Source organism: Rahnella sp. RFA10(1/100) (assembly GCF_004195115.1).
In the GTDB taxonomy this organism is placed as follows: Bacteria; Pseudomonadota; Gammaproteobacteria; order Enterobacterales; family Enterobacteriaceae; genus Rahnella; species Rahnella perminowiae.
Genome location: NZ_SEWR01000006.1, coordinates 57,572 through 78,951, shown reverse-complemented (window position 1 = coordinate 78,951; position 21,380 = coordinate 57,572). Strand labels below are relative to the sequence as shown.

General features: G+C 52.1%; 19 protein-coding genes. 8 read left to right on the top strand and 11 right to left on the bottom strand.

Annotated elements, in window-relative coordinates; translation table 11 throughout:
• Window positions 1–6: 6 nt before the first annotated feature.
• A complete protein-coding gene (locus ETV65_RS17655; protein ID WP_129954297.1) occupies window positions 7–3,822 on the bottom strand; it encodes a translocation/assembly module TamB domain-containing protein in 3,816 nt (1,271 codons plus the stop codon).
• Complete coding sequence (locus ETV65_RS17650; protein WP_129954295.1) at window positions 3,819–5,555, bottom strand: autotransporter assembly complex family protein; 1,737 nt, start codon at window positions 5,553–5,555, stop codon at window positions 3,819–3,821. Before ETV65_RS17650 ends, ETV65_RS17655 begins: the two co-directional genes overlap by 4 nt.
• A gap of 268 nt (window positions 5,556–5,823) precedes the next feature.
• On the opposite strand from ETV65_RS17650, the gene msrA reads away from it, so the two are divergent.
• Together msrA and ETV65_RS17640 are read left to right on the top strand one after the other, a co-directional pair.
• Complete coding sequence (gene msrA / locus ETV65_RS17645; protein ID WP_129954293.1) at window positions 5,824–6,462, top strand: peptide-methionine (S)-S-oxide reductase MsrA; 639 nt, start codon at window positions 5,824–5,826, stop codon at window positions 6,460–6,462.
• A 227-nt stretch (window positions 6,463–6,689) separates the two neighbouring features.
• Window positions 6,690–8,039, top strand: a complete 1,350-nt coding sequence (locus ETV65_RS17640) for a hemolysin family protein (RefSeq protein WP_129954291.1) — start codon at window positions 6,690–6,692, stop codon at window positions 8,037–8,039.
• A 113-nt stretch (window positions 8,040–8,152) separates the two neighbouring features.
• Here the strand turns inward: ETV65_RS17640 and ETV65_RS17635 are convergent, their stop codons facing one another.
• Entirely contained in the window at window positions 8,153–8,359 is a 207-nt protein-coding gene (locus ETV65_RS17635) for a DUF1107 domain-containing protein (protein WP_014333674.1), read from the bottom strand.
• Window positions 8,360–8,662: 303 nt separating this feature from the next.
• Here ETV65_RS17635 and ETV65_RS17630 point away from each other — a divergent pair, with 303 nt between their 5' ends.
• Window positions 8,663–9,220 (top strand): YtfJ family protein, encoded by a 558-nt coding sequence (locus ETV65_RS17630; protein ID WP_129954289.1) that lies wholly within the window; start codon window positions 8,663–8,665, stop codon window positions 9,218–9,220.
• Between the two features lie 36 nt (window positions 9,221–9,256).
• On the opposite strand, the gene cysQ is transcribed toward ETV65_RS17630, so the two are convergent.
• A complete protein-coding gene (gene cysQ, locus ETV65_RS17625; protein ID WP_129954287.1) occupies window positions 9,257–10,003 on the bottom strand; it encodes a 3'(2'),5'-bisphosphate nucleotidase CysQ in 747 nt (248 codons plus the stop codon).
• 198 nt (window positions 10,004–10,201) lie between these two features.
• On the opposite strand from cysQ, the gene ETV65_RS17620 reads away from it, so the two are divergent.
• Together ETV65_RS17620 and ytfE are read left to right on the top strand one after the other, a co-directional pair.
• A complete protein-coding gene (locus tag ETV65_RS17620; protein WP_129954285.1) occupies window positions 10,202–12,151 on the top strand; it encodes a bifunctional 2',3'-cyclic-nucleotide 2'-phosphodiesterase/3'-nucleotidase in 1,950 nt (649 codons plus the stop codon).
• A gap of 124 nt (window positions 12,152–12,275) precedes the next feature.
• On the top strand, window positions 12,276–12,941 hold the full coding sequence (ytfE, locus tag ETV65_RS17615) for an iron-sulfur cluster repair protein YtfE (protein ID WP_129954283.1): 666 nt from the start codon (window positions 12,276–12,278) through the stop codon (window positions 12,939–12,941).
• A 65-nt stretch (window positions 12,942–13,006) separates the two neighbouring features.
• Here the strand turns inward: ytfE and fklB are convergent, their stop codons facing one another.
• Window positions 13,007–13,627 (bottom strand): FKBP-type peptidyl-prolyl cis-trans isomerase, encoded by a 621-nt coding sequence (gene fklB / locus ETV65_RS17610; protein WP_129954281.1) that lies wholly within the window; start codon window positions 13,625–13,627, stop codon window positions 13,007–13,009.
• Between the two features lie 255 nt (window positions 13,628–13,882).
• Between fklB and ETV65_RS17605 the strand changes: the two genes are divergently transcribed.
• Window positions 13,883–14,605 carry a LysM-like peptidoglycan-binding domain-containing protein gene (locus ETV65_RS17605; protein ID WP_129954279.1) on the top strand — a complete coding sequence of 241 codons (723 nt, stop codon included), beginning with the start codon at window positions 13,883–13,885 and terminating at the stop codon, window positions 14,603–14,605.
• Between the two features lie 98 nt (window positions 14,606–14,703).
• On the opposite strand, the gene rplI is transcribed toward ETV65_RS17605, so the two are convergent.
• From rplI to yjfP, 5 genes are all read right to left on the bottom strand, one after another.
• Window positions 14,704–15,156, bottom strand: a complete 453-nt coding sequence (gene rplI, locus ETV65_RS17600) for a 50S ribosomal protein L9 (RefSeq protein WP_129954277.1) — start codon at window positions 15,154–15,156, stop codon at window positions 14,704–14,706.
• A gap of 39 nt (window positions 15,157–15,195) precedes the next feature.
• The gene (rpsR, locus tag ETV65_RS17595) at window positions 15,196–15,423 is read right to left on the bottom strand and encodes a 30S ribosomal protein S18 (protein WP_002210155.1); all 228 of its coding nucleotides are present in this window, start codon (window positions 15,421–15,423) and stop codon (window positions 15,196–15,198) included.
• A gap of 4 nt (window positions 15,424–15,427) precedes the next feature.
• Window positions 15,428–15,745, bottom strand: a complete 318-nt coding sequence (gene priB, locus ETV65_RS17590; RefSeq protein WP_013573777.1) for a primosomal replication protein N — start codon at window positions 15,743–15,745, stop codon at window positions 15,428–15,430.
• Window positions 15,746–15,750: 5 nt separating this feature from the next.
• Window positions 15,751–16,143, bottom strand: a complete 393-nt coding sequence (gene rpsF, locus ETV65_RS17585; RefSeq protein ID WP_013573776.1) for a 30S ribosomal protein S6 — start codon at window positions 16,141–16,143, stop codon at window positions 15,751–15,753.
• Window positions 16,144–16,293: 150 nt separating this feature from the next.
• A complete protein-coding gene (yjfP, locus tag ETV65_RS17575) occupies window positions 16,294–17,043 on the bottom strand; it encodes an esterase (RefSeq protein ID WP_129954273.1) in 750 nt (249 codons plus the stop codon).
• A gap of 278 nt (window positions 17,044–17,321) precedes the next feature.
• On the opposite strand from yjfP, the gene ETV65_RS17570 reads away from it, so the two are divergent.
• Together ETV65_RS17570 and bsmA are read left to right on the top strand one after the other, a co-directional pair.
• A complete protein-coding gene (locus tag ETV65_RS17570) occupies window positions 17,322–19,271 on the top strand; it encodes a methyl-accepting chemotaxis protein (protein ID WP_129954271.1) in 1,950 nt (649 codons plus the stop codon).
• Between the two features lie 96 nt (window positions 19,272–19,367).
• Window positions 19,368–19,679: a biofilm peroxide resistance protein BsmA gene (gene bsmA / locus ETV65_RS17565; RefSeq protein ID WP_129954269.1), complete on the top strand. Its 312-nt coding sequence runs from the start codon at window positions 19,368–19,370 to the stop codon at window positions 19,677–19,679.
• 7 nt (window positions 19,680–19,686) lie between these two features.
• On the opposite strand, the gene ETV65_RS17560 is transcribed toward bsmA, so the two are convergent.
• Window positions 19,687–21,318, bottom strand: a complete 1,632-nt coding sequence (locus ETV65_RS17560; RefSeq protein WP_129954267.1) for an isovaleryl-CoA dehydrogenase — start codon at window positions 21,316–21,318, stop codon at window positions 19,687–19,689.
• Between the last annotated feature and the right edge of the window lie 62 nt (window positions 21,319–21,380).

The window sequence follows — 21,380 nt, the reverse complement described above, 5'->3', positions numbered from 1 at the left end:
CATGAATTAGAACTCAAACTGATAGAGCAAATCCAATGCCTGATCGATGCCCGATACCGCCTGCAGGTAAAGTTTGGGCATCAACCGGTAGCGCAGGGTGAGCGTTGCCAGTGAGTCGAATATTCCGACGCCATATTTCACCTGTAAGCCCGGCAAAACATAACCACTGACCACGACCTGAGAGCTGTCTCCCACGCCCTGAGTATCCAGCGCCAGATTGCTGACACCGAATGCCTCGCCGATTTTACCCACAAGTTTACCACTTTGCGCAACCCCTAACCCGATAAGGGCTGAAGTCATTGCGCCGCTGTCTCCTCCGGAGTTGTCTAGTCCTTGCCCGCGAAGCAGGTAGGACAAGGCTTCCTGCTGCGACATCGCCGGATCTGAGAATATTTCAAGTTTAGGCGCATCAGCCTCACCGGTCACTCTCAAACCAGCCACTACATCATTTTCTGTCGCATCCGGGTTGCGGATCGCTTCCAGATTCAGTAGCGGTTGGTCCGCCGGACCGGAAAACAGCAACTGGCCTTTACGCACAATAAGATCCTGCCCGTAGGCGTGGAAGCGTCCGGACGGAATATTAATTTGCCCGTTCAGTCCCAGACCTCGGCTGTCCTGTGCCACTTTCAGCGCACCTTCCAGCCGGGCCTTCAGGCCAAAGGCATCGAGGCGGACATCTTTACCAATGTTCACCATCAGATTGCTATTGATCGGAATAGAGGCTGAAGCCGGTGCGATCGGCTGACGCTGATCGTTGAGCATCACTTCATCCGACGATACGCCTACAGCGCTTTCCGGTAACTCCTGCACCGTAATGCGCGCCCAGGGAATATCTACCGTTCCGTTTAACGAGAACAACTGCGGTGTGGCATCAAACACTAAATCCGGCGAAACGTCCAGACGGACCATCGGCGGCACGGAAACCCGCACTTTGTTGCCACGGGCCGCAATCCGGGCGCGCCAGGCGTTAAGCTCACTCCAGTCGGCGTTACCGTTCAGTTCGAGCTGGCCCTGTGCCGTTTTGATTACCCCTTCCATGATGGAAGACATGCCGTTGAAATTGATGCCTATATTGGCATCAGTGATATCAAACGGCATAAATTGCGCGTCAAAATCCACATCGGTTAGTGCCAGTTTGCCGAAGACCAGCGGCTTCTGTGCATTGCCGCCGAGACGCAGACTGGCATTCAAAATACCCGAGGCTTTTTCACCGTCCATCAGCGCGGGCTGCAGCAAGTCCATTGAGATACGGGCAATATTCACATTACCGCTGAGGTTACGTTTTCCCTGCGGATCGGCAATCTGGATGCTGCCGTCAAGCTGACCGTTGTGAGTGATTTTAATCAGCCAGTCGAGACTGGCACGCCCGTTGTTCAGCCCGGCGTTCAGATTCAGCGTATCAAATGCTACCGGCAGCGGGCTGCCCTGTACCAGTTGCTGAACTTTGACACCTTTACCCACCAGTGAAACGCTGGCCTGCGGCAGACCACCTTCCGCTTTCCAGCTCACATCGGCTTTCCCACTGAAAACACCACTCAGTTGTGTGTCATCCGTCAGGAAAGGTTTGATCATCGCCAGGTCAAAACGGTTGAGTACCACACTCGCCTGTCCGCTGGCACCGGCATCAATTGTTTTCGGCACACATAAATCCGCGTTCGGGTTTTGCCAGCAATGCGGGCCAACGGTAATTCGCTGCTCTTTATTGAAATAATCCAGTGCAACCGAACGGTTCAGACGCCACTGTCCGACCGGGGTATCAAACAAAGTATTGGTGATACTGCCTTTCCATTCCTCGGTCGCACGGTCAAAACTACCGTTCAGCGCCAGGTGACCTGAAACCGGTTTGCCCTCAACTTTTAACGTCAGTTCATGTTTTTTCTCGTCACCTTTGGCATCGAGATTGATATCGGTAATATCCAGCGCATCCTGTTTAAGCTGCTGAACACGCACGGCAAGGTTGCCCTGGATCTGATCGGTAGAGCTGACATCGCCTTTAATATCCACGCGGCGCACCGTCAATGCCTGCCATTTCAGACCCGTCGCGGTCAGATCCGCCAGCAACTTCGGTGCCTTAAGATCCCCGCGCAGTTGCAGCATTCCCTTCACTACGCCGCCCAGCCCCGGTAAAGCGCCATCAAGATGCGGCGCGTCCACTTTGGCGTCCAGATCCCAGGTATCGCTGAGTGTGCCTTTTACATCCAGATTGTTGCGGCCCAGTTCCAGGTGCAGTTGTGGAATATCCCACTGACCGTAACTGTTTCCACGCACGTTACCCTGCGCCTTAACGGCGTTTTGCTTAACATTCCCGGTCAGGTCCAATACGGGGATCTGCATCTGCCACGTACCGCCATACAGGCTGCCGCGCGTGGTGATTTTGCCCTGCAACTTCGACGGCCAGTCCGGATATTGTTTGGCTGTGTTAATGCCGGTCAGCTTCAGTTCACTGTTCCAGCTGATGGCTTTACTCCAGTCCACCACACCGGTCAGGTCGGCATTCCCTTCCAGCGCGGCCAGACGCAGTAACTTCAGCCTGAACTGCTCAACATTGCCTGTACCGTCAAGCGTCAATGTGGCAGGCGGGATCTGAGCGCCTTTGAAATCGGAACGTAGCGAAAGTGCATAACCGGTCGCTTTACCGCTGACGTTAAACGTGAAACCTTTCATCTGATATTGCGGTGTACCAGTCAGCGGCCATTGCAGTGCATCGCTGCTGAGTTTCAGGTCCAGCGGCAATCCGGCTTCTGCCAGTTGCGTTTGCAGCGCAAGCTGAGCACGGACCGGGCCGGAAAGATTCAGACCAACATCCAGCTTATCGCGCAGCCCGCCCGCCACTTTCAGTTTGATCTTCTCGCCTTTCAGCGGATCGATATTCACGGCGGTATTGACGGTCATTTCAACCGGCCAGTTCTGGTTGAGTGTCGCCTGCCCCACACCATCCACCGAGCCCTGCGGCGAGCGAACGATCAGTTTATCCAGCGTCACACGCTGATTTTGCGTACTGGCTTTCAGCTCGAAACGGGTGATCAGCACATCAGTGTCACCGGTGAGGCGCAGGTTTTCGGCGAGAATTTGCTGAATATCCAGATCGACCGGCAGACGGAAATCAGGAAGCTCAGGCAGCAGCGGTTTGGCGAACAATGCCTGCAAGGTTTCACCCAGCGGCTTCTCCGGCACGACCGCCGCCGGTTCCGCTGGTTTGCCGGTCGCTTTTTCGACGGCTTTATCCTGCGCGGCCTGTACCACTTCCGGTAACGGGCTGACCGGCGTTTTCGGCAGCGCAATCAGTAACCCGCCAATGCGCGTGGGCATCAGTTGGATTGCGCGGCCTTCCCAGCGGGCCCCTGTACGGAATGACGCCAGAGAAATAGCCCGGTCATCCAGCGTGATATTAATGTTATCCAGCGTCAGTAAGCGCAACGTGATCGGATACGGCGTGCTGAGATTGGTCAGCGGCTCGCTGTTTTCGGGCTCAGGTTGTGCGGCGGCGGGTGTCATTTTTTGGGTATTGACCACCACATTAACGTCTTTAACCCGCAACGCATTGACGCACAGCGCGCTGTTTTTCAGGCAGGAGAAATCAAGGGAGAGGTGAAACTCCCCGGCTTTGACATCGACGCCCGGCATTTCGTAATGCACACCTTTCAGCGTCAGGTCACGCCATCCACCTTCGGTACTGGCAATGTTCAGCCCCGGCACAAAGCGGTTAGCGCCGTTGATTAACAGATGCAGGCCGGTTTGTGTGCCGACCAGAAAGGCCACCAGGCTGATTAACAACACCAGGAAAATCAGGAATCCCAGGCAGATCTTTTTAAATAAACTCATAATTCCGGACCCAAGCCGATATAAAACTGCAATCCATGCTCATCTTTGTCACCCACAGGGGCGGCAACATCGAGTTTCACCGGGCCGATCGGTGAAGCCCAGCGCACACCCACACCCGCACCGGTTTTGAAATCGTTTTGTGTAATGTCATTAACCGCCTCGCCGGAATCGACAAACACCGCACCCCACCATTTTCCGGTTACGTTGTACTGATATTCCACCGAACCGGTGCCCAGATAGGACGCACCGGTCAGTTTGCCTTCGTCATCCCGCGGAGAAATGGATTTGTATTTGTAGCCGCGAATGCTGCGGTCACCCCCGGCGAAGAAGCGCAGGGACGGCGGCACACGCTCAAAATCGTTGGTTTCAATCCAGCCGAGATTGCCACGAAATACGAAACGATGTTTGTCAGCCAGCGTACGGATCCAAACGTTTTGCGCCTGAACGACTGCAAAATCGACGTCAGACCCCCAGGTGGTGTTGGACACATCAAGAGAATAACGCTGGGAATCGCCCCAGGTTGGCATCAGGCCGCCGCGCTGACGCGTGCGGTTGAGACTGACGCCCGGGTAGATCAACATGGTGGTATTGGTGACGCTACCCTGCGTAAAGTGATCGAGGCTCCAGCGCAGATTGACCGCATGTTGCCAGCCGCTGGAAAGATCCCAATAACGCGCCAGGTTCACCGTCGTGGAATCTGAATTGGTATCGTTAAGATCTTCACGTTTGAAGCCGCCCTGCACCAGATAGTATTGTTCCAGCGGGGATTTCAGCAGCGGAATTTTATAACTGAGATCTAAAGATTGCTCCGGTCCGGAAAGCGTGGTTGAGGTTTCAAAACTCTGCCCGCGATCGTTAACCCACGGTTTCTTCCAGTTGGCCGTCACCCGCGGGCCGATGTCCGTGGAATAACCGATACCGGTTTCGATCGTATTTTCGGTACGCGGTGACACCACGGCATTCAGCGGCAAAGTTTTCGTGGTTTTGGCATCAGTAAAATCTGGGGACACGACAACGGAATTAAACCACCCGGTAGCAGACAGGCGACGGTTAAGTTCAGCCAGTTGCGCGGTGGTGTAATAATCGCCCTGATGGAATGGCACCAGATTTTGCAGATATTCATCACGGATCTGCGATCCCTGATAATGGACGTCACCGAAGCGGTAACGCTCACCGCTGTCGAACTGAATGTCCCAGAACGCTTTGTGTTCATCTTCGATGACGCCCAGCTGGCTTTTGCGCATCGTGGCGTCAAAATAGCCTTTGCGCAGGGCAATGCCGGTCAATGCGCTTTTGAAATTGTCGTACGTCCCGTGGTTTAAAATCGTCCCTACCGCAGGTACATCGCGCTGTTTGAGCTGTTCGAATTCATTATCTTTTTCCGCCTGCCCTTCAATCACTACGCGGGTGCCAGCGATCTTCACGGGTATTCCCGGTGTCACTTTGGCAATCAAAACCGGACGCCCCGGCGGCGGCGTTTCACGGTAATCAAAATCGATGGTCGGCGAATAATACCCCAGTGGCCGTAAACCCTGCTCAATGGCGGTACTCACACGGGCACGGAACCGTCCGTTAGCCCCGACTTCATCGCTTTGAATTGATGATAAACGAACGCGGACGTTCCTTTCTAAATCGCCATCCAGGCCTTCCAGTTGCAAACGCACCTTCGCTGCCATGGAAAGTGAGGGGGCCAGCAGTACCAATAACAAACCCAGTTCACGATATCGTGGCACACGCACTCCTGCTAAATTTTACTGTCCTGTTAAAATATCAGATGCCCGCCGGAGATAATCCGCCCGTCTTTGGCAGATTCATCTTTTTAACGTCTGATGAAAGCATTTTAGTGCTAATCCTCTGAAAATGTTCAACGACGAAGCAACGTCCTCCGTATTGTGTGCAAAGACGCAATCAGATACAACTAACACTGACCTGTGGTCGTTGTTATTCGTACCAACTTTTTGTTACAAACCTCGTTCACTAAAGCAACAACTGGAGTTTCCCGTGGTGCAACTTTCCGATAAAACGCAGTCTGTCACTCAGGCAGAAGCGTTACCTGGCCGTACAACCCCTATGCCGGTGGCGACCCTTCATGCAGTAAACGATCATTCAATGACACATGTCCCTGATAACATGGAAGTCGCGATTTTTGCGATGGGCTGCTTCTGGGGTGTAGAACGTTTGTTCTGGCAACAAGAAGGGGTTTACAGCACAGCAGCCGGTTACAGCGGCGGTTTCACACCGAACCCGACCTATCGGGAAGTGTGCACTGGCCAGACAGGCCATGCGGAAGTCGTGCGTGTGGTCTTTGACCCGGCGGTGATCAGCTACGCAAAACTGCTGCAGATTTTTTGGGAGAATCACGACCCGGCGCAAGGCATGCGTCAGGGCGGCGATATCGGCACGCAATATCGCTCCGCGCTGTATGTGCTGAGTGCAGAACAGCAGGATCAGGCGCTGGCAAGCCTGGCGAGTTTCCAGCAAGCGATGGACGAAGCGAACGATAAACGCACCATCACCACGGAAATCACCGAAGCCCTGCCGTTCTATTATGCAGAAGACGAACATCAGCAATATCTGTTTAAAAACCCGGAAGGCTACTGCGGATTAGGCGGCATCGGCGTCTGTCTGCCGCCGCAATAATGCGGCATTTTTAAGCGCTGGCGGCAGTCTCAGTGCTGCTGCTATACTATGCGGGTCACAAATGTGGCACTTGAAACTATTTCTGGCAATTATCTTTGTTTTTCATTCTTAACGCTTTTTTCTTCTGAACAACTTTTTAATGGTTTTCTTAAAATGGTGTTCTTTAAGCAACAAAAATAATGAGTGCCTTTCCCTGCCGGTTAAGTTCGGTGTTAAACGGATAGATTATGTTAAACAGTATCTTACTGATTCTCTTATTAATCGCGATCAGTGCCTTTTTCTCGCTGTCTGAGATATCGCTGGCTGCTTCCCGCAAGATAAAACTTAAACAGTTGGCAGACGAAGGAAACGTCAATGCCGCCCATGTTATGAAATTACAGGCGACGCCTGGTTTGTTCTTTACGGTTGTGCAAATTGGCCTCAATGCCGTCGCGATCCTTGGTGGTATTGTGGGTGATGCCGCATTCTCCCCTGCTTTCCAGACGTTTTTCATCCGCTTCATGTCGCCTGAACTGGCGGATCAAATCAGCTTTATCTGTTCCTTCGTGTTGGTTACCAGCTTGTTTATTCTGTTTGCTGACCTGACACCGAAGCGCATCGGTATGATTTCACCTGAGTCGGTTGCCGTCCGTATAGTCAACCCGATGCGTTTCTGTCTGATGATCTGCCGCCCGATGGTGTGGTTCTTCAACGGAATGGCCAATACGATCTTTCGCATTTTCAAACTACCGATGGTGCGCAACGACGACATCACCTCCGACGATATTTATGCGGTGGTAGAGGCCGGTGCGCTGGCGGGTGTGCTGCGTAAGCAGGAACATGAGCTGATTGAAAACGTGTTTGAGCTGGAATCCCGCACTGTACCGTCTTCCATGACATCACGTGAAAGCGTGATATTTTTTGACCTGCGTGAAAGCGAAGAAAGCATTAAAGAGAAAATCGCCACCCACCCGCATTCCAAATTCCTGGTATGTGACGGTCATATTGATCAGGTTGTCGGTTATGTCGATTCGAAAGATTTACTGAACCGCGTGCTGGGTAACCAGAGTTTAATGCTGAGCAGCGGCGTGCAGATTCGCAATGCGCTGATTGTGCCGGATACCCTGACGCTCTCCGAAGCGCTGGAAAGTTTCAAAGCGGCGGGTGAAGACTTTGCCGTTATCCTCAATGAATATGCGCTGGTAGTTGGCATAATCACGCTTAATGACGTGATGACAACCCTGATGGGTGACCTTGTCGGTCAGGGCATGGAAGAACAGATTGTGGCACGTGACGAGCATTCATGGCTGATCGAGGGGGGGACACCTATCGAAGACGTGATGCGCGTACTGCATATCGAGGAATTCCCGCAATCCGGCAACTATGAAACCATCGGCGGCTTTATGATGTTCATGCTGCGTAAAATCCCGAAACGCACAGACTTTGTGAAATTCGCCGGCTATAAATTCGAAGTGGTCGACATCGACAGCTACAAGATTGATCAGTTACTGGTGACGCGTATTGTCGATCAACCGGTGACCCCTCTGTTGCCAAAAACGCCGCAGGAAATTAAAGACGAGAAGAAAGCGCAGGGGTAAGGCGTTTTTTTGCAAGCATGGAAAATTCAAATATCAGAAACACTAACGGCTCCTGCAGGGAGCCGTTTTTTTTTGCGTACGCTGCGAAATCGCAGTGACAACACGCAAGGCCATTAGCCCATTTCTGTCTGTAAATGCGTAACCTGCCGGTTAACTTCAGACATCACGCTAAAATGGCGCTTATCACGAACCTTGGGCAACAAAATCTTGCCATGGTCAAACTCAAAAGCGCCGACGTCCTTGATATACAAACGTCCACGAAACAGTGTCTTAACGTACTTTGCGACTTTCATCGGATTGTAACGCTGGAAAATTCTCATTTTTCTATTGTTCTCCGTTAAATCACTACAGTACCGGCCACGTCGCAGGGCGACAGATACCGGGACAGAAAAATATAGTGAAGAGACCTATAACATAGCAGGGCAGTCAGGCATTGCCAGTGGATTTAACTGCTTTTACATTGCTTTTCAGTATTGTCTTAAACCCTGACATTCAAATGCAGTATAACCCTGCCTTATGTGGCAATTTTGTAACCAGCAACACAAATTTAACATACCAACAGGACAGACCACTTACAGCGTCCTATGATTGGCGTGACTGTTCTTTTGTGCCCCGGAGAATCTATGCTTTTAAGAAGTCTTTTTGTGATCAGTTTTATGACATTTTCGCTTTTTGCCTCTGCCCACAACTTTACCGTGGGTCAGCGTCTGGCACCGGTCGGGGTGGATGATAAAGGCGAACTTAATGACATTAATGATGTGTTCAGTTACAGCAAATGGAACAGCGCCAAACTGCCTGGAAAAGTGCGTATCGTGCAGCACATGGCGGGAAGAAGCAGCGCTAAAGCGTTGAATGAGCCATTGATCAGCGCCATCAGAGCAGCAAACTTACCGCATGACCGTTACCAGACCACCACTATCGTCAATACTGACGATGCAATTATCGGCACCGGCCTGTTTGTGCGCAAAAGCATTGAAAGTGGCAAACGTGAATTCCCGTGGTCGCAGGTGATTGTCGACAGCAACGGCGTGGTGAAAAAGGCGTGGCAACTGCAACCGGAAAGCTCGGCGGTAGTGGTGCTGGATAAAAACGGAGTGATTAAATTCGCTAAAGACGGACAATTGTCGCCGCAGGATGTTCAGCAGGTGATTATGTTGGTGGATAGCCTGGTAAAAGAATAAAACGTGAAAACCCCGGCCACAAACCGGGGTGTCATATCAGAATAAAGACACTCTGAAGCCCGGATTCAGGAACGACTCGCGTGGCACGTAGTTCAGCGTCTGGCCTTTCCAGTCATGTACCTGCGCTCCGGCTGCCAGCGCGACAGCATGTCCGGCACCGGTATCCCAGATATTGGTCGGCCCGAAGCGCGGATAAAGCTGCGCAGCCCCTTCAGCCACCAGACAAAACTTCAGTGACGAGCCAATCGCCACAGTCTGATGCTCGCCCAGTTGTGCCAGATAATCCTGTAATTCAGGGTCATTACTGAAGTGTGAACGGCTGACAACCACCAGCGGCGGATGTGCTTCTTTCACGGCAATCTGCTGACGCACGCCCTGCTCTTCTTTCCAGGCTTTGCCTTCTGCAGCGCTGTACATCACTTGGGTCACCGGCACGTACACCACGCCTAACACCGGAATACCGTCTTCGATCAGCGCAATATTCACAGTGAATTCACCGTTACGTTTCAGGAATTCTTTGGTGCCATCCAGCGGGTCAACCAGCCAGTAGCGTGTCCAGGTCTGACGTTCGCTCCAGCTTTGCGGATCTTCCTCCGACAGCATCGGCGTTTGTGGATCCAACCTTTGCAGGCCGGCTTTAATCACGTGGTGCGCGGCAATATCGGCTGCCGTGACCGGTGAATCATCTTTTTTATGGCGTGCGTCGAGCGGTTGTTCACCGTCATACACCGCCATGATCGCGTCACCGGCATCGCGCGCTAACTGACAAATCTGCTCTAACATCGTTTACCTCAGGGCATTAATTCTCATGACTAAAGCCTAGTTTTTTTTACTACGAATAGCTATCCCGTAATGTAGTCAGCCCATAAAGTTGTTATATCTCACATTTATCCATGACAGCTGATTACATTCTCATCAAACTTTGAGATACATATCCGGTTTTTCTTTACGGGCATCATCCCTTTCTCTGGAGGCAAGGCAATGAATAAGCGTCATCTGACGTTATCCCTGCTGGCGGCACTGACGGCGGCATCCGTTCAGGCGTCACAGGTGGATCTGCGCATTATGGAAACTACGGACCTGCACAGCAACATGATGGACTTCGATTATTACAAAGATAAACCGACCGATAAATTTGGACTGGCGCGCACTGCGAGCCTGATCCATGCGGCACGTAACGAAGCAACCAACTCAGTATTAGTCGACAATGGTGACATCATTCAGGGTAGCCCGCTGGGCGATTATATGGCGGCAAAGGGCCTGAAACAGGGCGACGTCCACCCCGTATATCTGGCAATGAATACACTCGGTTACGCCGTAGGCAATCTCGGCAATCACGAATTTAATTACGGTCTGGATTATCTGCAAAAAGCGCTTGCAGGTGCAAAATTCCCTTACGTGAACGCCAACGTGATTGATGTGAAAACCGGCAAGCCCCTGTTCACGCCGTTCCTGATCACCGAAAACGCGGTAAAAGACAGAGAAGGTAAATCCCATAATCTGCGCATCGGCTATATCGGTTTCGTGCCGCCGCAAATCATGGTTTGGGACAAAGCCAATCTGCAGGGCAAAGTCACCGTGGCGGATATCACCGAAACCGCTAAAAAGTGGATCCCGGAAATGCGTAAGCAAGGTGCCGACATTATTGTCGCTATTCCGCACTCCGGCCTGTCGGGCGATCCTTATAAAACCCTGGCAGAAAACTCGGTCTATTACCTGAGCCAGATAAAAGGCATCGATGCCATCCTGTTCGGCCACGCGCACGCCGTTTTTCCGAGCGAAGAATTCGCCAGCATCAAAGGCGCGGATATCAGACAAGGCACGCTGAATGGCGTTCCTGCCGTCATGCCGGGCATGTGGGGCGACCATTTGGGCGTCGTGGATATGGTACTGAACAACGACAGCGGCAGTTGGAAAGTCGAAACCGCCAAAGCCGAAGCGCGCCCGATTTACGATAAAGAGCAGAAGAAATCGCTGGCGGCGGAAGATCAGGGTCTGGTGAAAGTACTAGCCTCCTCTCACGACGCAACGCGTAAATTTGTCAGTAAGCCAATCGGCAAATCCAACGACAATATGTACAGCTACCTGGCGCTGGTTCAGGACGACCCGACGGTACAAATCGTCAATAATGCGCAGAAAGCCTATACCGAACATTTCATTCAGGGCGACCCGGATTTAGCCGGTCTGCCGGTACTGTCTGCTGCGGCGCCGTTTAAAGTCGGCGGCCGTAAAAACGATCCGGCCAGTTTCGTGGAAGTGGAAAAAGGCGAACTGACTTTCCGTAATGCAGCGGATTTGTATCTGTATCCGAACACGCTGGTGGTGATGAAAGTCACCGGGCAGGAAGTGAAAGACTGGCTGGAATGCTCCGCCGGGCAGTTTAATCAGATTGACGTGAACAACACTAAACCGCAGTCGCTGATCAACTGGGACGGTTTCCGTACTTATAATTTCGACGTCATCGACGGCGTGAATTACCAGATTGATGTCAGCCAGCCGGCGAAATTCGACGGTGAATGCACGCTGATCAATAAAGATGCGGAACGTATTAAAAACCTGACCTACAACGGTAAGCCGATTGACCTGAAAGCCACCTTCCTGGTTGCCACCAATAACTACCGGGCTTACGGTGGGAAATTCGCAGGTACCGGCGATACGCACATCGCGTTTGCGTCACCGGATGAAAACCGTTCTGTGGTTGCGGCCTACATCGGCGCCGAAACCAAAAAAGCGGGCGCAGTCACGCCAACGGCAGACAACAACTGGAAGCTGGCGCCAATTCAGGCATCGCAGCCTCTGGATATCCGTTTCGAAACCTCTCCTGGTGAGAAAGCTGCAAACTTCATCAAAACCCACGCTCAATATCCGATGACGGCAACAGGCCCGGATGCCATCGGTTTCGAGATTTATCGGGTCGATTTGCAAAAATAATGCTCCCTTTAAACGCCCCGCCTGGGGCGTTTTTTCTTCCTGTACTTCCTTTGAGCTATAGCCGTGACTTAAACATGCATTTATAATGCATGTTATAGATTCTTTCATTTAACGAGGCTTCATCATGGACTATCGCGACCAACCCCTTGGCGCTCTGGCTGTTGCCATTCCGCGTGCTACACGTTTGTTCCGTCAGTACGATCTCGATTTTTGCTGCGGTGGTAAACAAACCCTGTTGCGCGCGGTTACCAAAAAAGAGCTGGATATTCATCTCATCGAACAACAGATTGCTGAAATTGCCCAACTGCCGGATACCTCTACTGACTGGAAAACCGCACCGCTGGCGCAAATTATCGATTTTATTATTCCACGCTACCATGACCGTCACCGTCAGGAGTTGCCGGAACTGATTCTGATGGCCGGCAAAGTGGAACGGGTACACGGTGACAAATTACCTTGCCCGCACGGACTGGCGGTTCAACTGCAACTGATTCTGGAAGAGCTGACCAGCCACATGATGAAAGAAGAACAGATCCTGTTCCCAATGATACGCGGCGGAATGGGCCGTCAGGCCGCCGGTCCGATCTCAGTCATGGAACGTGAGCACGATGATGCGGGACAGATTCTGGAAGAGATTAAACGCCTGACCAATGGTGTAACGCCGCCTGACGGGGCGTGTGTGACCTGGCGGGCACTGTACGCCGGTATCAACGAATTTATCACCGACCTGATGGAGCATATCCATCTGGAAAACAACCTGTTGTTCCCGCGCGCGCTGCGTGGCGAATAAGTCAGGTTTCAGCAACAGAAAAGGGCGCATAAGCGCCCTTTTCTGTTGCTGTTATCCCTGAGGAATTACAGAATTTCCAGCAGCTCAACTTCAAAGATCAGTGCGCTGTATGGAGGGATGGAAGCACCCGCACCACGTTCACCGTAAGCCAGGTTATGTGGGATATACAATTCCCATTTAGAACCTACCGGCATCAGGGTCAGTGCTTCGATCCAGCCTGCGATAACACCATTGACCGGGAATTCAGCCGGTTCACCACGCTGTACGGAACTGTCGAACACAGTGCCGTCAATCAGTTTACCGGTGTAGTGAACACGTACACGATCCTGGCGGCCCGGGATTGAACCTTCGCCCTGAGTGATGACAGAGAATTGCAGACCGGATTCGGTGCTGCTCACGCCTTCGCGCTGTGCATTGGCCGCCAGAAATTCCTGCCCCTGAACAGCCAGAGCTTCCTGACGTTCACGACGAACAGTATCAGCACGTTCGTGGACTTCACGCAGCGCACGGTGAACCACGTCAACAGGAACGGCTGGCGTATTCCCTTCCAGCGCATCGCGTAAGCCTGCCAGCAGTGCGTCAGGCTCTAAGCCCTGCAAACCTGATTCCTGCAATTGTTGACCGACCTGCAGGCCGATACCGTAACTTGCCTGCGCTTCTACGCTGTCAAATGAAGGGGTAGTCATGAAATTTCCTTAGCTCTTAAAAATATCGAAGGCGCAGCATAGCAGCGCAAGGCTTTTGGGTAAAATCCTCTGTAAGGCAACATGACAGCAGACGCAGTTCCTTCCCCTTTTCGGGAAATTTTTCGCATTTGATAGCCTTCAGGGCATCGTTTGGGTGATATTTGTGCTTTGTCCCTTTCCGCATCAAGCAGTTAAACAGCTATACTAGGCAGCAACAGGCAGTCGACATTACGACAGTTAACAAGAGAGGTCGTCATGGGCAGAATCCCGCCCAGGAGAAGGAAAGCCATCCGTATTTATCAACCCATGTTGAGATCCTGGATTGCCATTATGAAAAGGCCGATGCGCGATACCACAGCGCCGCAGAGTGAAAGTGAGAGTGAAAGTGAGAGTGAAATCACGTCTGCAGAAACGGAGACCGGAACTTCCGCCTCAACCCGGGGCAAAACGCTGCTGAGCAAAATCTGGCATATGAGTGACGATTTTCACTGGTTGTCGCCCCTGCCATATGCACACCGCCGCGGCATTATTCTCGCTGTCCTGGTGATTCTGCTGGCGTTGTTGTGGCCGTATACGCCAGAAAATACCTATACACCGTCGCAATCGCAACAACCGACCAGCATCCCCATGCAGGCCGATTTGCGTAACGATCAGGGTCGTACTACGCAAATGGCGCAGCCTGAGCCTGTTCAGCCGCAGAGTAATGACAACAGCGGTACATGGCGCAGTTATCAGGTGCAATCGGGTCAGACGCTGGCACAGTTGTTCCGCGATAATAATATGGCGGTCAATGATGTATTTTCGATGGCACGGGTAGAAGGAGCGGACAAACCGCTGAGCACTCTGAAGACCGGGCAGGAAGTGAAGATACAGCGTGATGCACAGGGAGTGGTCATGGCCCTGCAAGTGACAACTGATCAAAATGTTACGGTGACATTTACCCGTCAGCCGGACGGCAGTTTCCAGCGCGGCAACTGATCCGTTTTTTATCCTTTCCCTGTCTGTACATTTTCCTGAACGCAGAAAAGCAAAACGCCGGCACAAGGCCGGCGTTTCACGGGTTAACTGACGCGTTATTACGCTTCAGCAACCACAACTACGTTCAGTTTAGCGAATACGTCGCTGTGTACCTGGAACTCAACTTCGTGTTCACCAGTGGTACGCAGAACGCCATTCGGCAAACGAACTTCGCTTTTAGCAACTTCAACGCCAGCAGCAGTTACTGCATCAGCGATATCGCGGGTACCGATAGAGCCGAACAGTTTGCCTTCGTCGCCTGATTTAGACGCGATGGTTACTGAACCCAGTTCGTTGATTTTAGTTGCGCGAGCTTCAGCAGCGGACAGAACGTCAGCCAGTTTAGCTTCCAGCTCTGCACGGCGTGCTTCGAAAAATTCAACGTTTTTCTTGGTAGCAGGAACAGCTTTGCCCTGTGGTACCAGGAAGTTACGAGCGTAGCCCGCTTTAACGTTAACTTGATCACCCAGGCTGCCCAGGTTTGCTACTTTATCAAGCAGAATAACTTGCATTACTTTATCCTCTCAAAGTCGTTAATAGACAGTGGCCGATTACTGATGACGATCAGTGTATGGCAACAATGAAAGGTAGCGAGCGCGCTTGATGCAACGAGCGAGCTGACGCTGGTATTTTGCACGAGTACCGGTAATACGGCTCGGGACAATTTTACCGCTTTCGGTAATGTAGTTTTTCAGTGTAGCGATGTCTTTGTAATCAATCTCTACAACGCCTTCCGCGGTGAAACGGCAGAACTTGCGACGACGGAAATAACGTGCCATTAGGCTAGTCTCCAGAATCTATCAAATCAATCTGCTCGGCATGTAACACCACTTTATTCAGACCATTGCGCCCTTGATGGCAGCTAATGAATCCGGTAACAGTGAGTTGCGTGCCGACCGTTATACTGTGAGTTAATGCTTGTGACGCTTGTCCACTGACAACCACGGGCATTCTGCACCATGCTTGTCGGTTGAATCCGGCTTCCTGCTGCGATGATTTATGCTCTAGCACAAACTGGCAATGCGGAATGCCCGAAGGACTGACTTTACGAATGGGGGTCTTGCACACAGTGCCTGACAACACCAGACGATTCGCCGTCACGGCAATTACTCTTCAGAATCCCCAGCTTCAGCATCATCATTAGCTTCAGCAAAATCTTCACGACGATCACGACGTTCGTCTTTTGCTTTAACCATTGGAGATGCTTCAGTTACCGCGTGTTTAGTACGCATAACCATGCTACGGATAACGGCGTCGTTGAAGCGGAAGTTAGTTTCCAGCTCATCGATCGCTTCCTGCGGCGCTTCAACGTTCAGCAGAACGTAGTGCGCTTTGTGCAGTTTGTTGATCGGGTAAGCCAGTTGACGGCGGCCCCAGTCTTCCAGACGGTGAATCTGACCCGCAGCGTTAGTGATTACTGCACTGTAACGCTCGATCATGCCCGGAACCTGTTCGCTTTGGTCAGGGTGAACCATAAAAACGATTTCGTAATGACGCATCGAATTGCTCCTTACGGATTATTCAGCCTCCTGTCAGGGTCAACCGCGGCCCATGGAAGCAAGGAACGTGTTTGTGTGCGGTCGAAAAAATGACGCGCAATTATATGTACAGCCTGTGGGAAACTCAAGGAGAAAGGCAGATTAATTTCTTTACAGCTTTTCGGCAAAGAAAGCTGTGGCTTCAGCCAGCGCATGAACAGAGACTTTATGCTTTGCACCGGCCTCAGAAATAAAAGTCAGATGGGTATCCGCGCCACTTTCAGCCAACTCCTGCCGCAAACGCTGGCTTTCGCCAAACGGCACCACATCATCTTCTTCACCATGCCAGACAAACAAAGGAATATCTGCGATTAATGCTGCTTTACCGCTGAAATCCAGACGCAGTAAAGGCGCAATCTCGCGTTCAAATATGTCACGCTGCACAATGCCACCGGCATTGTAAGCAGGGAAAAGATGGTGGGATAAACGCGCAAAATAACCAGAACCCATCAGGTTTGCCGCCGCTTTAATCCACGGGAATTTGATCAGCGCTGCCATGGTGGTCATGCCGCCCATAGAAACGCCGCCGACGCCTAAACGCTGCGGATCCGCCAGACCCCGTCCGACAAACGCTTCTTTTAGCAAGGCCAGCTCATCAATATTGTTCTGTAAAATATGCCAGAAATTCGCCAGACAGCGCTCTTCACTGTGTTCCGCACGTGCGCCGTGCATTAACGCATCAGGCAGGATCACTCGAAAACCCGTTTTCGCCAGTGTGTAGCCGAAATACGAGTAAATCTCTTTAGAAGACAGAAAACCGTGATAGAAAAAAATCGTCGGGAGTTGCTGCTGATACTGGCCGGCGGGCACGGCATGAATCACCTGGATCCCGTCAATATTTTCTTCGTACATCTCAACCATCGTATCTTCCCCTGCGTATTTAGAAAAAATTTCGGTCTCTGTCGGTGTTGATATTCTACGGGTCTGAAAAATCGCGACCACAACCTTTTTCGTATGGTTTATAACCCGTTATTCGAAACCCGCTTTTTCAGTGGGCCAGCCTTAATCCAAATTCACACATTCGCATTTATTTCATTGATTCAGATCAATTTAAAATGAAATAAATAGTTACATTTGAACATTAATCCTTTCCCGTTCTCCGCCGTTAGTGCGCTATCAGAAGCTAACGGGAAAAAACCATGAAAAAAACATCAAAACGTGCATTTCGACGGTGGAGCATTGGCGCAAAACTGGCCAGCATCGCCTCTCTGCTCGTCGGAACCTTATTTATTATTTTCACTTTGTCACTGACGCATTCTGCCGGAAAGCAGGTCAGTGAACTGACCGTTAACGCCATTTCTGAACAGGTCACCGGCGTGGTAGATATGATTGAAATGTACAACGCCAGCCTGAATGCGGAAGTGGACAGCTATACGCGTCTGTTCAGTCATTTTCTGCCGTCGGATTTCGAACTGGACACTACCAGCCCGATCATGGTGGGTAATCAGTCCACACCGGTCATTAAAGCAGGTGGTACGCCACTGAATCTGGACAGTAAAATCCCTGATGATTTTCTGGCACGCACCGGCGCAATTTCTACGATATTTGCCCGACGCGGCGATGACTTTATCCGCGTAACCACGTCCCTGAAAAAACAGGACGGCAACCGCGCTATTGGCACGTTGCTCGACAATACCAGCCCGGCTTATGCACAGATCATGGCCGGACAATCCTTTAACGGGCTGGCGACGTTATTTGGTAAACAATACATTACCAAATACCAGCCGGTGCGCGATGCGCAGGGCAATGTGATCGGGATTTTGTTCGTGGGTGTCGATATCACGGCAGAATATGCCGATATGCGCCAGAAAATCCTGTCCAAACGTATTGGTGAGAAAGGGTATTTCTTTGTGCTCAACAGTGCACCGGGGAAAGATCGGGGTAAATATCTGGTTCATCCGACCGGGGAAGGTAAAACCCCTGCGTGGCCTGACGGCGAGTTACAACAGGTCATGTCGCAGCCAAAAGGCCAGCGCGAATACACGGATGCGGCCAGCCAACATCAGCAATTTATGGTATATGCGAATGTTCCGGCCTGGCATTGGGTGGTCGTGGGCAGCACAGATAAAAACAGCCTGATGGAACAGGTCAACAGTACGCGCAATCAGTTTCTGCTGATAAGCCTGCTGGCGCTGGCGTGTTTTGCGGCTCTGTTTATCGGACTGACCCGCAAACTGGTCAGCCGCCCGCTGAGCGAGGTCGTGCGTATCGCACAACAATATGCCAGCGGGGACCTGCGTGCGCGCGCTGAGACGCAGCGCATCGATGAAATTGGTGCACTGATGCATGCCATTGACGGTATTGGTCACGGGCTGGAAAAAATTGTCGGCGAGGTACGGCAGGTTTCGTCTGAAATCATGATGAATACCCAAGGATTAGCGCACGACAGCGATCAGATCACTCAGCAAATCGGCACACAAGCCAGCAGTCTTGAAGAAACATCGGCCAGTATGGAGCAGATTACCGCTACCGTTCAGAACACCGCGGACAACGCCACACAGGCCACACAGCTGGTGCAACAGACCGATAAAGCGGCCACCGTTGGCGCGGAGGCGGTGAATCAGTCGGTCATGAGCATGGAGGCGATTAAACACGCTTCAACGCGCATCGCGGATATCACAACCGTTATCGAAGGCATTGCCTTCCAGACTAATATCCTGGCCCTTAATGCCGCCGTAGAGGCCGCCAGAGCCGGTGAGCACGGACGCGGATTTGCGGTTGTCGCCTCGGAAGTCAGGGCACTGGCGCAGCGCAGTTCAAATGCCGTGAAAGAGATTGAAAATCTGGTCGCAGATTCCCTGAATAAAGTCGAAGACGGCCATCAGAGCGCGGCCAAAACGCAGGCAAACATGAGCAATATCTTACAGGGCATTAATCAGGTAAAAGTGCTGATGAGCGATATCGATGTGGCAGCACACGAACAGTCTTCCGGTATTTCGCAGGTAAATATTGCCATTATGCAGATTGGCAAAGCGACGCAGGAAAACGCCACACTGGTGGAAAATTCCCAGCAAACTGCGGCGGCACTCAGTGAACAAGGTCGCCATCTCTCACAACTGGTCAGCGTCTTTAAAATTTCCGAACGATAGAATGCGAGTCTGCGCGGCAATAAATGCCACGCAGACTCGCCAGCATACCGGTGAAAGGGCTACACTTTGATCATTACCCTTTTACCGGAAATCACGATGACATTTCTCCGACGCCCTGCCCTGCTGCTTTTACTGGTGGCACTGAATGGTTGCAGTCATCTGACGCAAACCGTACCGGTTGCACCGCCTGCACCGACGGACAAAGCGCAGGAAATTACCCGGGCGCAAACCTCCACGCTGACCAAAATTGGTAATGTTACTGCTGACGTGATTGGCAGCCCGATGGATGCCGAAGCCGAAATCCAGCGCAAAGCCGACGCTGCGGGTGCCCGTTACTACGTGATTATGTTTAACAGCGAAACCATCATGCCAGGCCGCTGGTATTCTCAGGCCATACTTTACCGCTAAACGTTCGTTATTCAGCGCCGATGGCGCGGTTGAGCAGTAACTGACATAGCCGTTCCGGCAGCCGTGTTTCTCCGCGCGGATCCAGCACCATGCGACACCACGCATCTGCCACCGGTGGCGACGCAAACGCCAGCATTTGCGTCGCTGTCATCAGGTTACATAGCTGGCCGGTCAGCCAGCGCCCTTGCGCTTCTTCCGGCGCATGCAGCCGGTGTAAAAACTGGCGTGACACCCGGTCAAAGATGCGGTTTTGTCCGCGCACCTGCTGCAAAATCTGCTGAACCATTTCCGCACTGGCAGGCAGCTTTTTCAGCGTGCGCAGCACATCAAGACACATGATATTTCCCGACCCTTCCCAGATACTGTTGACCGGCATTTCGCGATACAAACGCGGTAACTCGCTATCTTCGCAATAGCCAATCCCCCCCAGCACTTCCATCGCCCCGGCTACAAACGGCATCCCCTGACGGCAGACTTCGAACTTCGCCGCGGGCGTGAGCAGGCGGCATAACAATTGTTCCGCCGGATTATTGCGCTCTCCGCAAGCAGTAGCCAGACGCATCAGTAGCAGAGTTTGCCCTTCCAGATATAACGCCATCCGGCTGAGTGTCTGACGCATCATAGGCTGTTCGGTTAAGGGTTTACCAAACACCTGTCGCTGGAACGCATGATACAACGCTACGGACAATGCCCGGCGCATCATGGCGTGGCTGCCCAGCGCACAGTCAAACCGTGTATGACCGCCCATTTTGAGGATATGACGAATGCCTTCACCTTCCTCTCCCAGCAACCAGCCAGTGGCGTTCTGAAACTCCACTTCACTGCTGGCATTCGAACGGTTACCGAGTTTGTCCTTCAGCCGCTCAATGCGGATAGCATTGCGTGACCCGTCAGGCAAAATCCGTGGCAAAAAGAAACAGGAAAGTCCGCCACCTGCCTGCGCCAGCACCAGATGTGCATCACTTTGCGGCACGGAGAAAAACCATTTGTGCCCCACCAGGTGATAAGGTTTTCCGCTACCGCGGCCTTCCAGCGCTGTCGCCCGCGTGGTGTTACTGAGCACGTCCGAGCCCCCCTGTTTTTCCGTCATGCCCATACCGATCAGCACGCCTTTCTTCTGATCGCCGGCTTGCAGATGCGGATCATAACGGTCAGATAACAGGGGTTTCATCCAGCCACTGAAATCCGGCGGAAGATATTTTTGCAGCAGCGGGATCGCACCAAATGTCATTGTCACCGGACATAGCGTCCCCGCTTCAACCTGGCCGTGAAGAATAAAACGCGCTGCACGCGCCACTACTGCTCCCACCCGCGCATCTTCCTGCCACGGTAAATTGTGCACACGGTTGGCGATCAGCCCCTGCATCAGCAGATGCCATGCCGGGTGGAAACGCACGTCATCAAGACGCTCGCCGGTAGCGTCATAGCGCAAAAGATCAGGCGGATTAGCATTCGCCAGCCTTCCCAGCTCAAGCGATTCCGCAGAACCTAATTGTTGCCCGAGGGACGCCAGCACATCTGCATCCCAGCCCGCCTGCTGGCGGGAAACCGCTTCACGCAGCGGCGTATCGGAAAGAAATAAATTACTGTTACTCAGCGGCTTGGGTTGATTGAAAACCCGGTGTGTTTCCCAGTCCATCGCCTGCTCCCTGTCAAAAGGATATGGCGTAAGTATGGTAAAAATCGGGGAATTAACAGGCG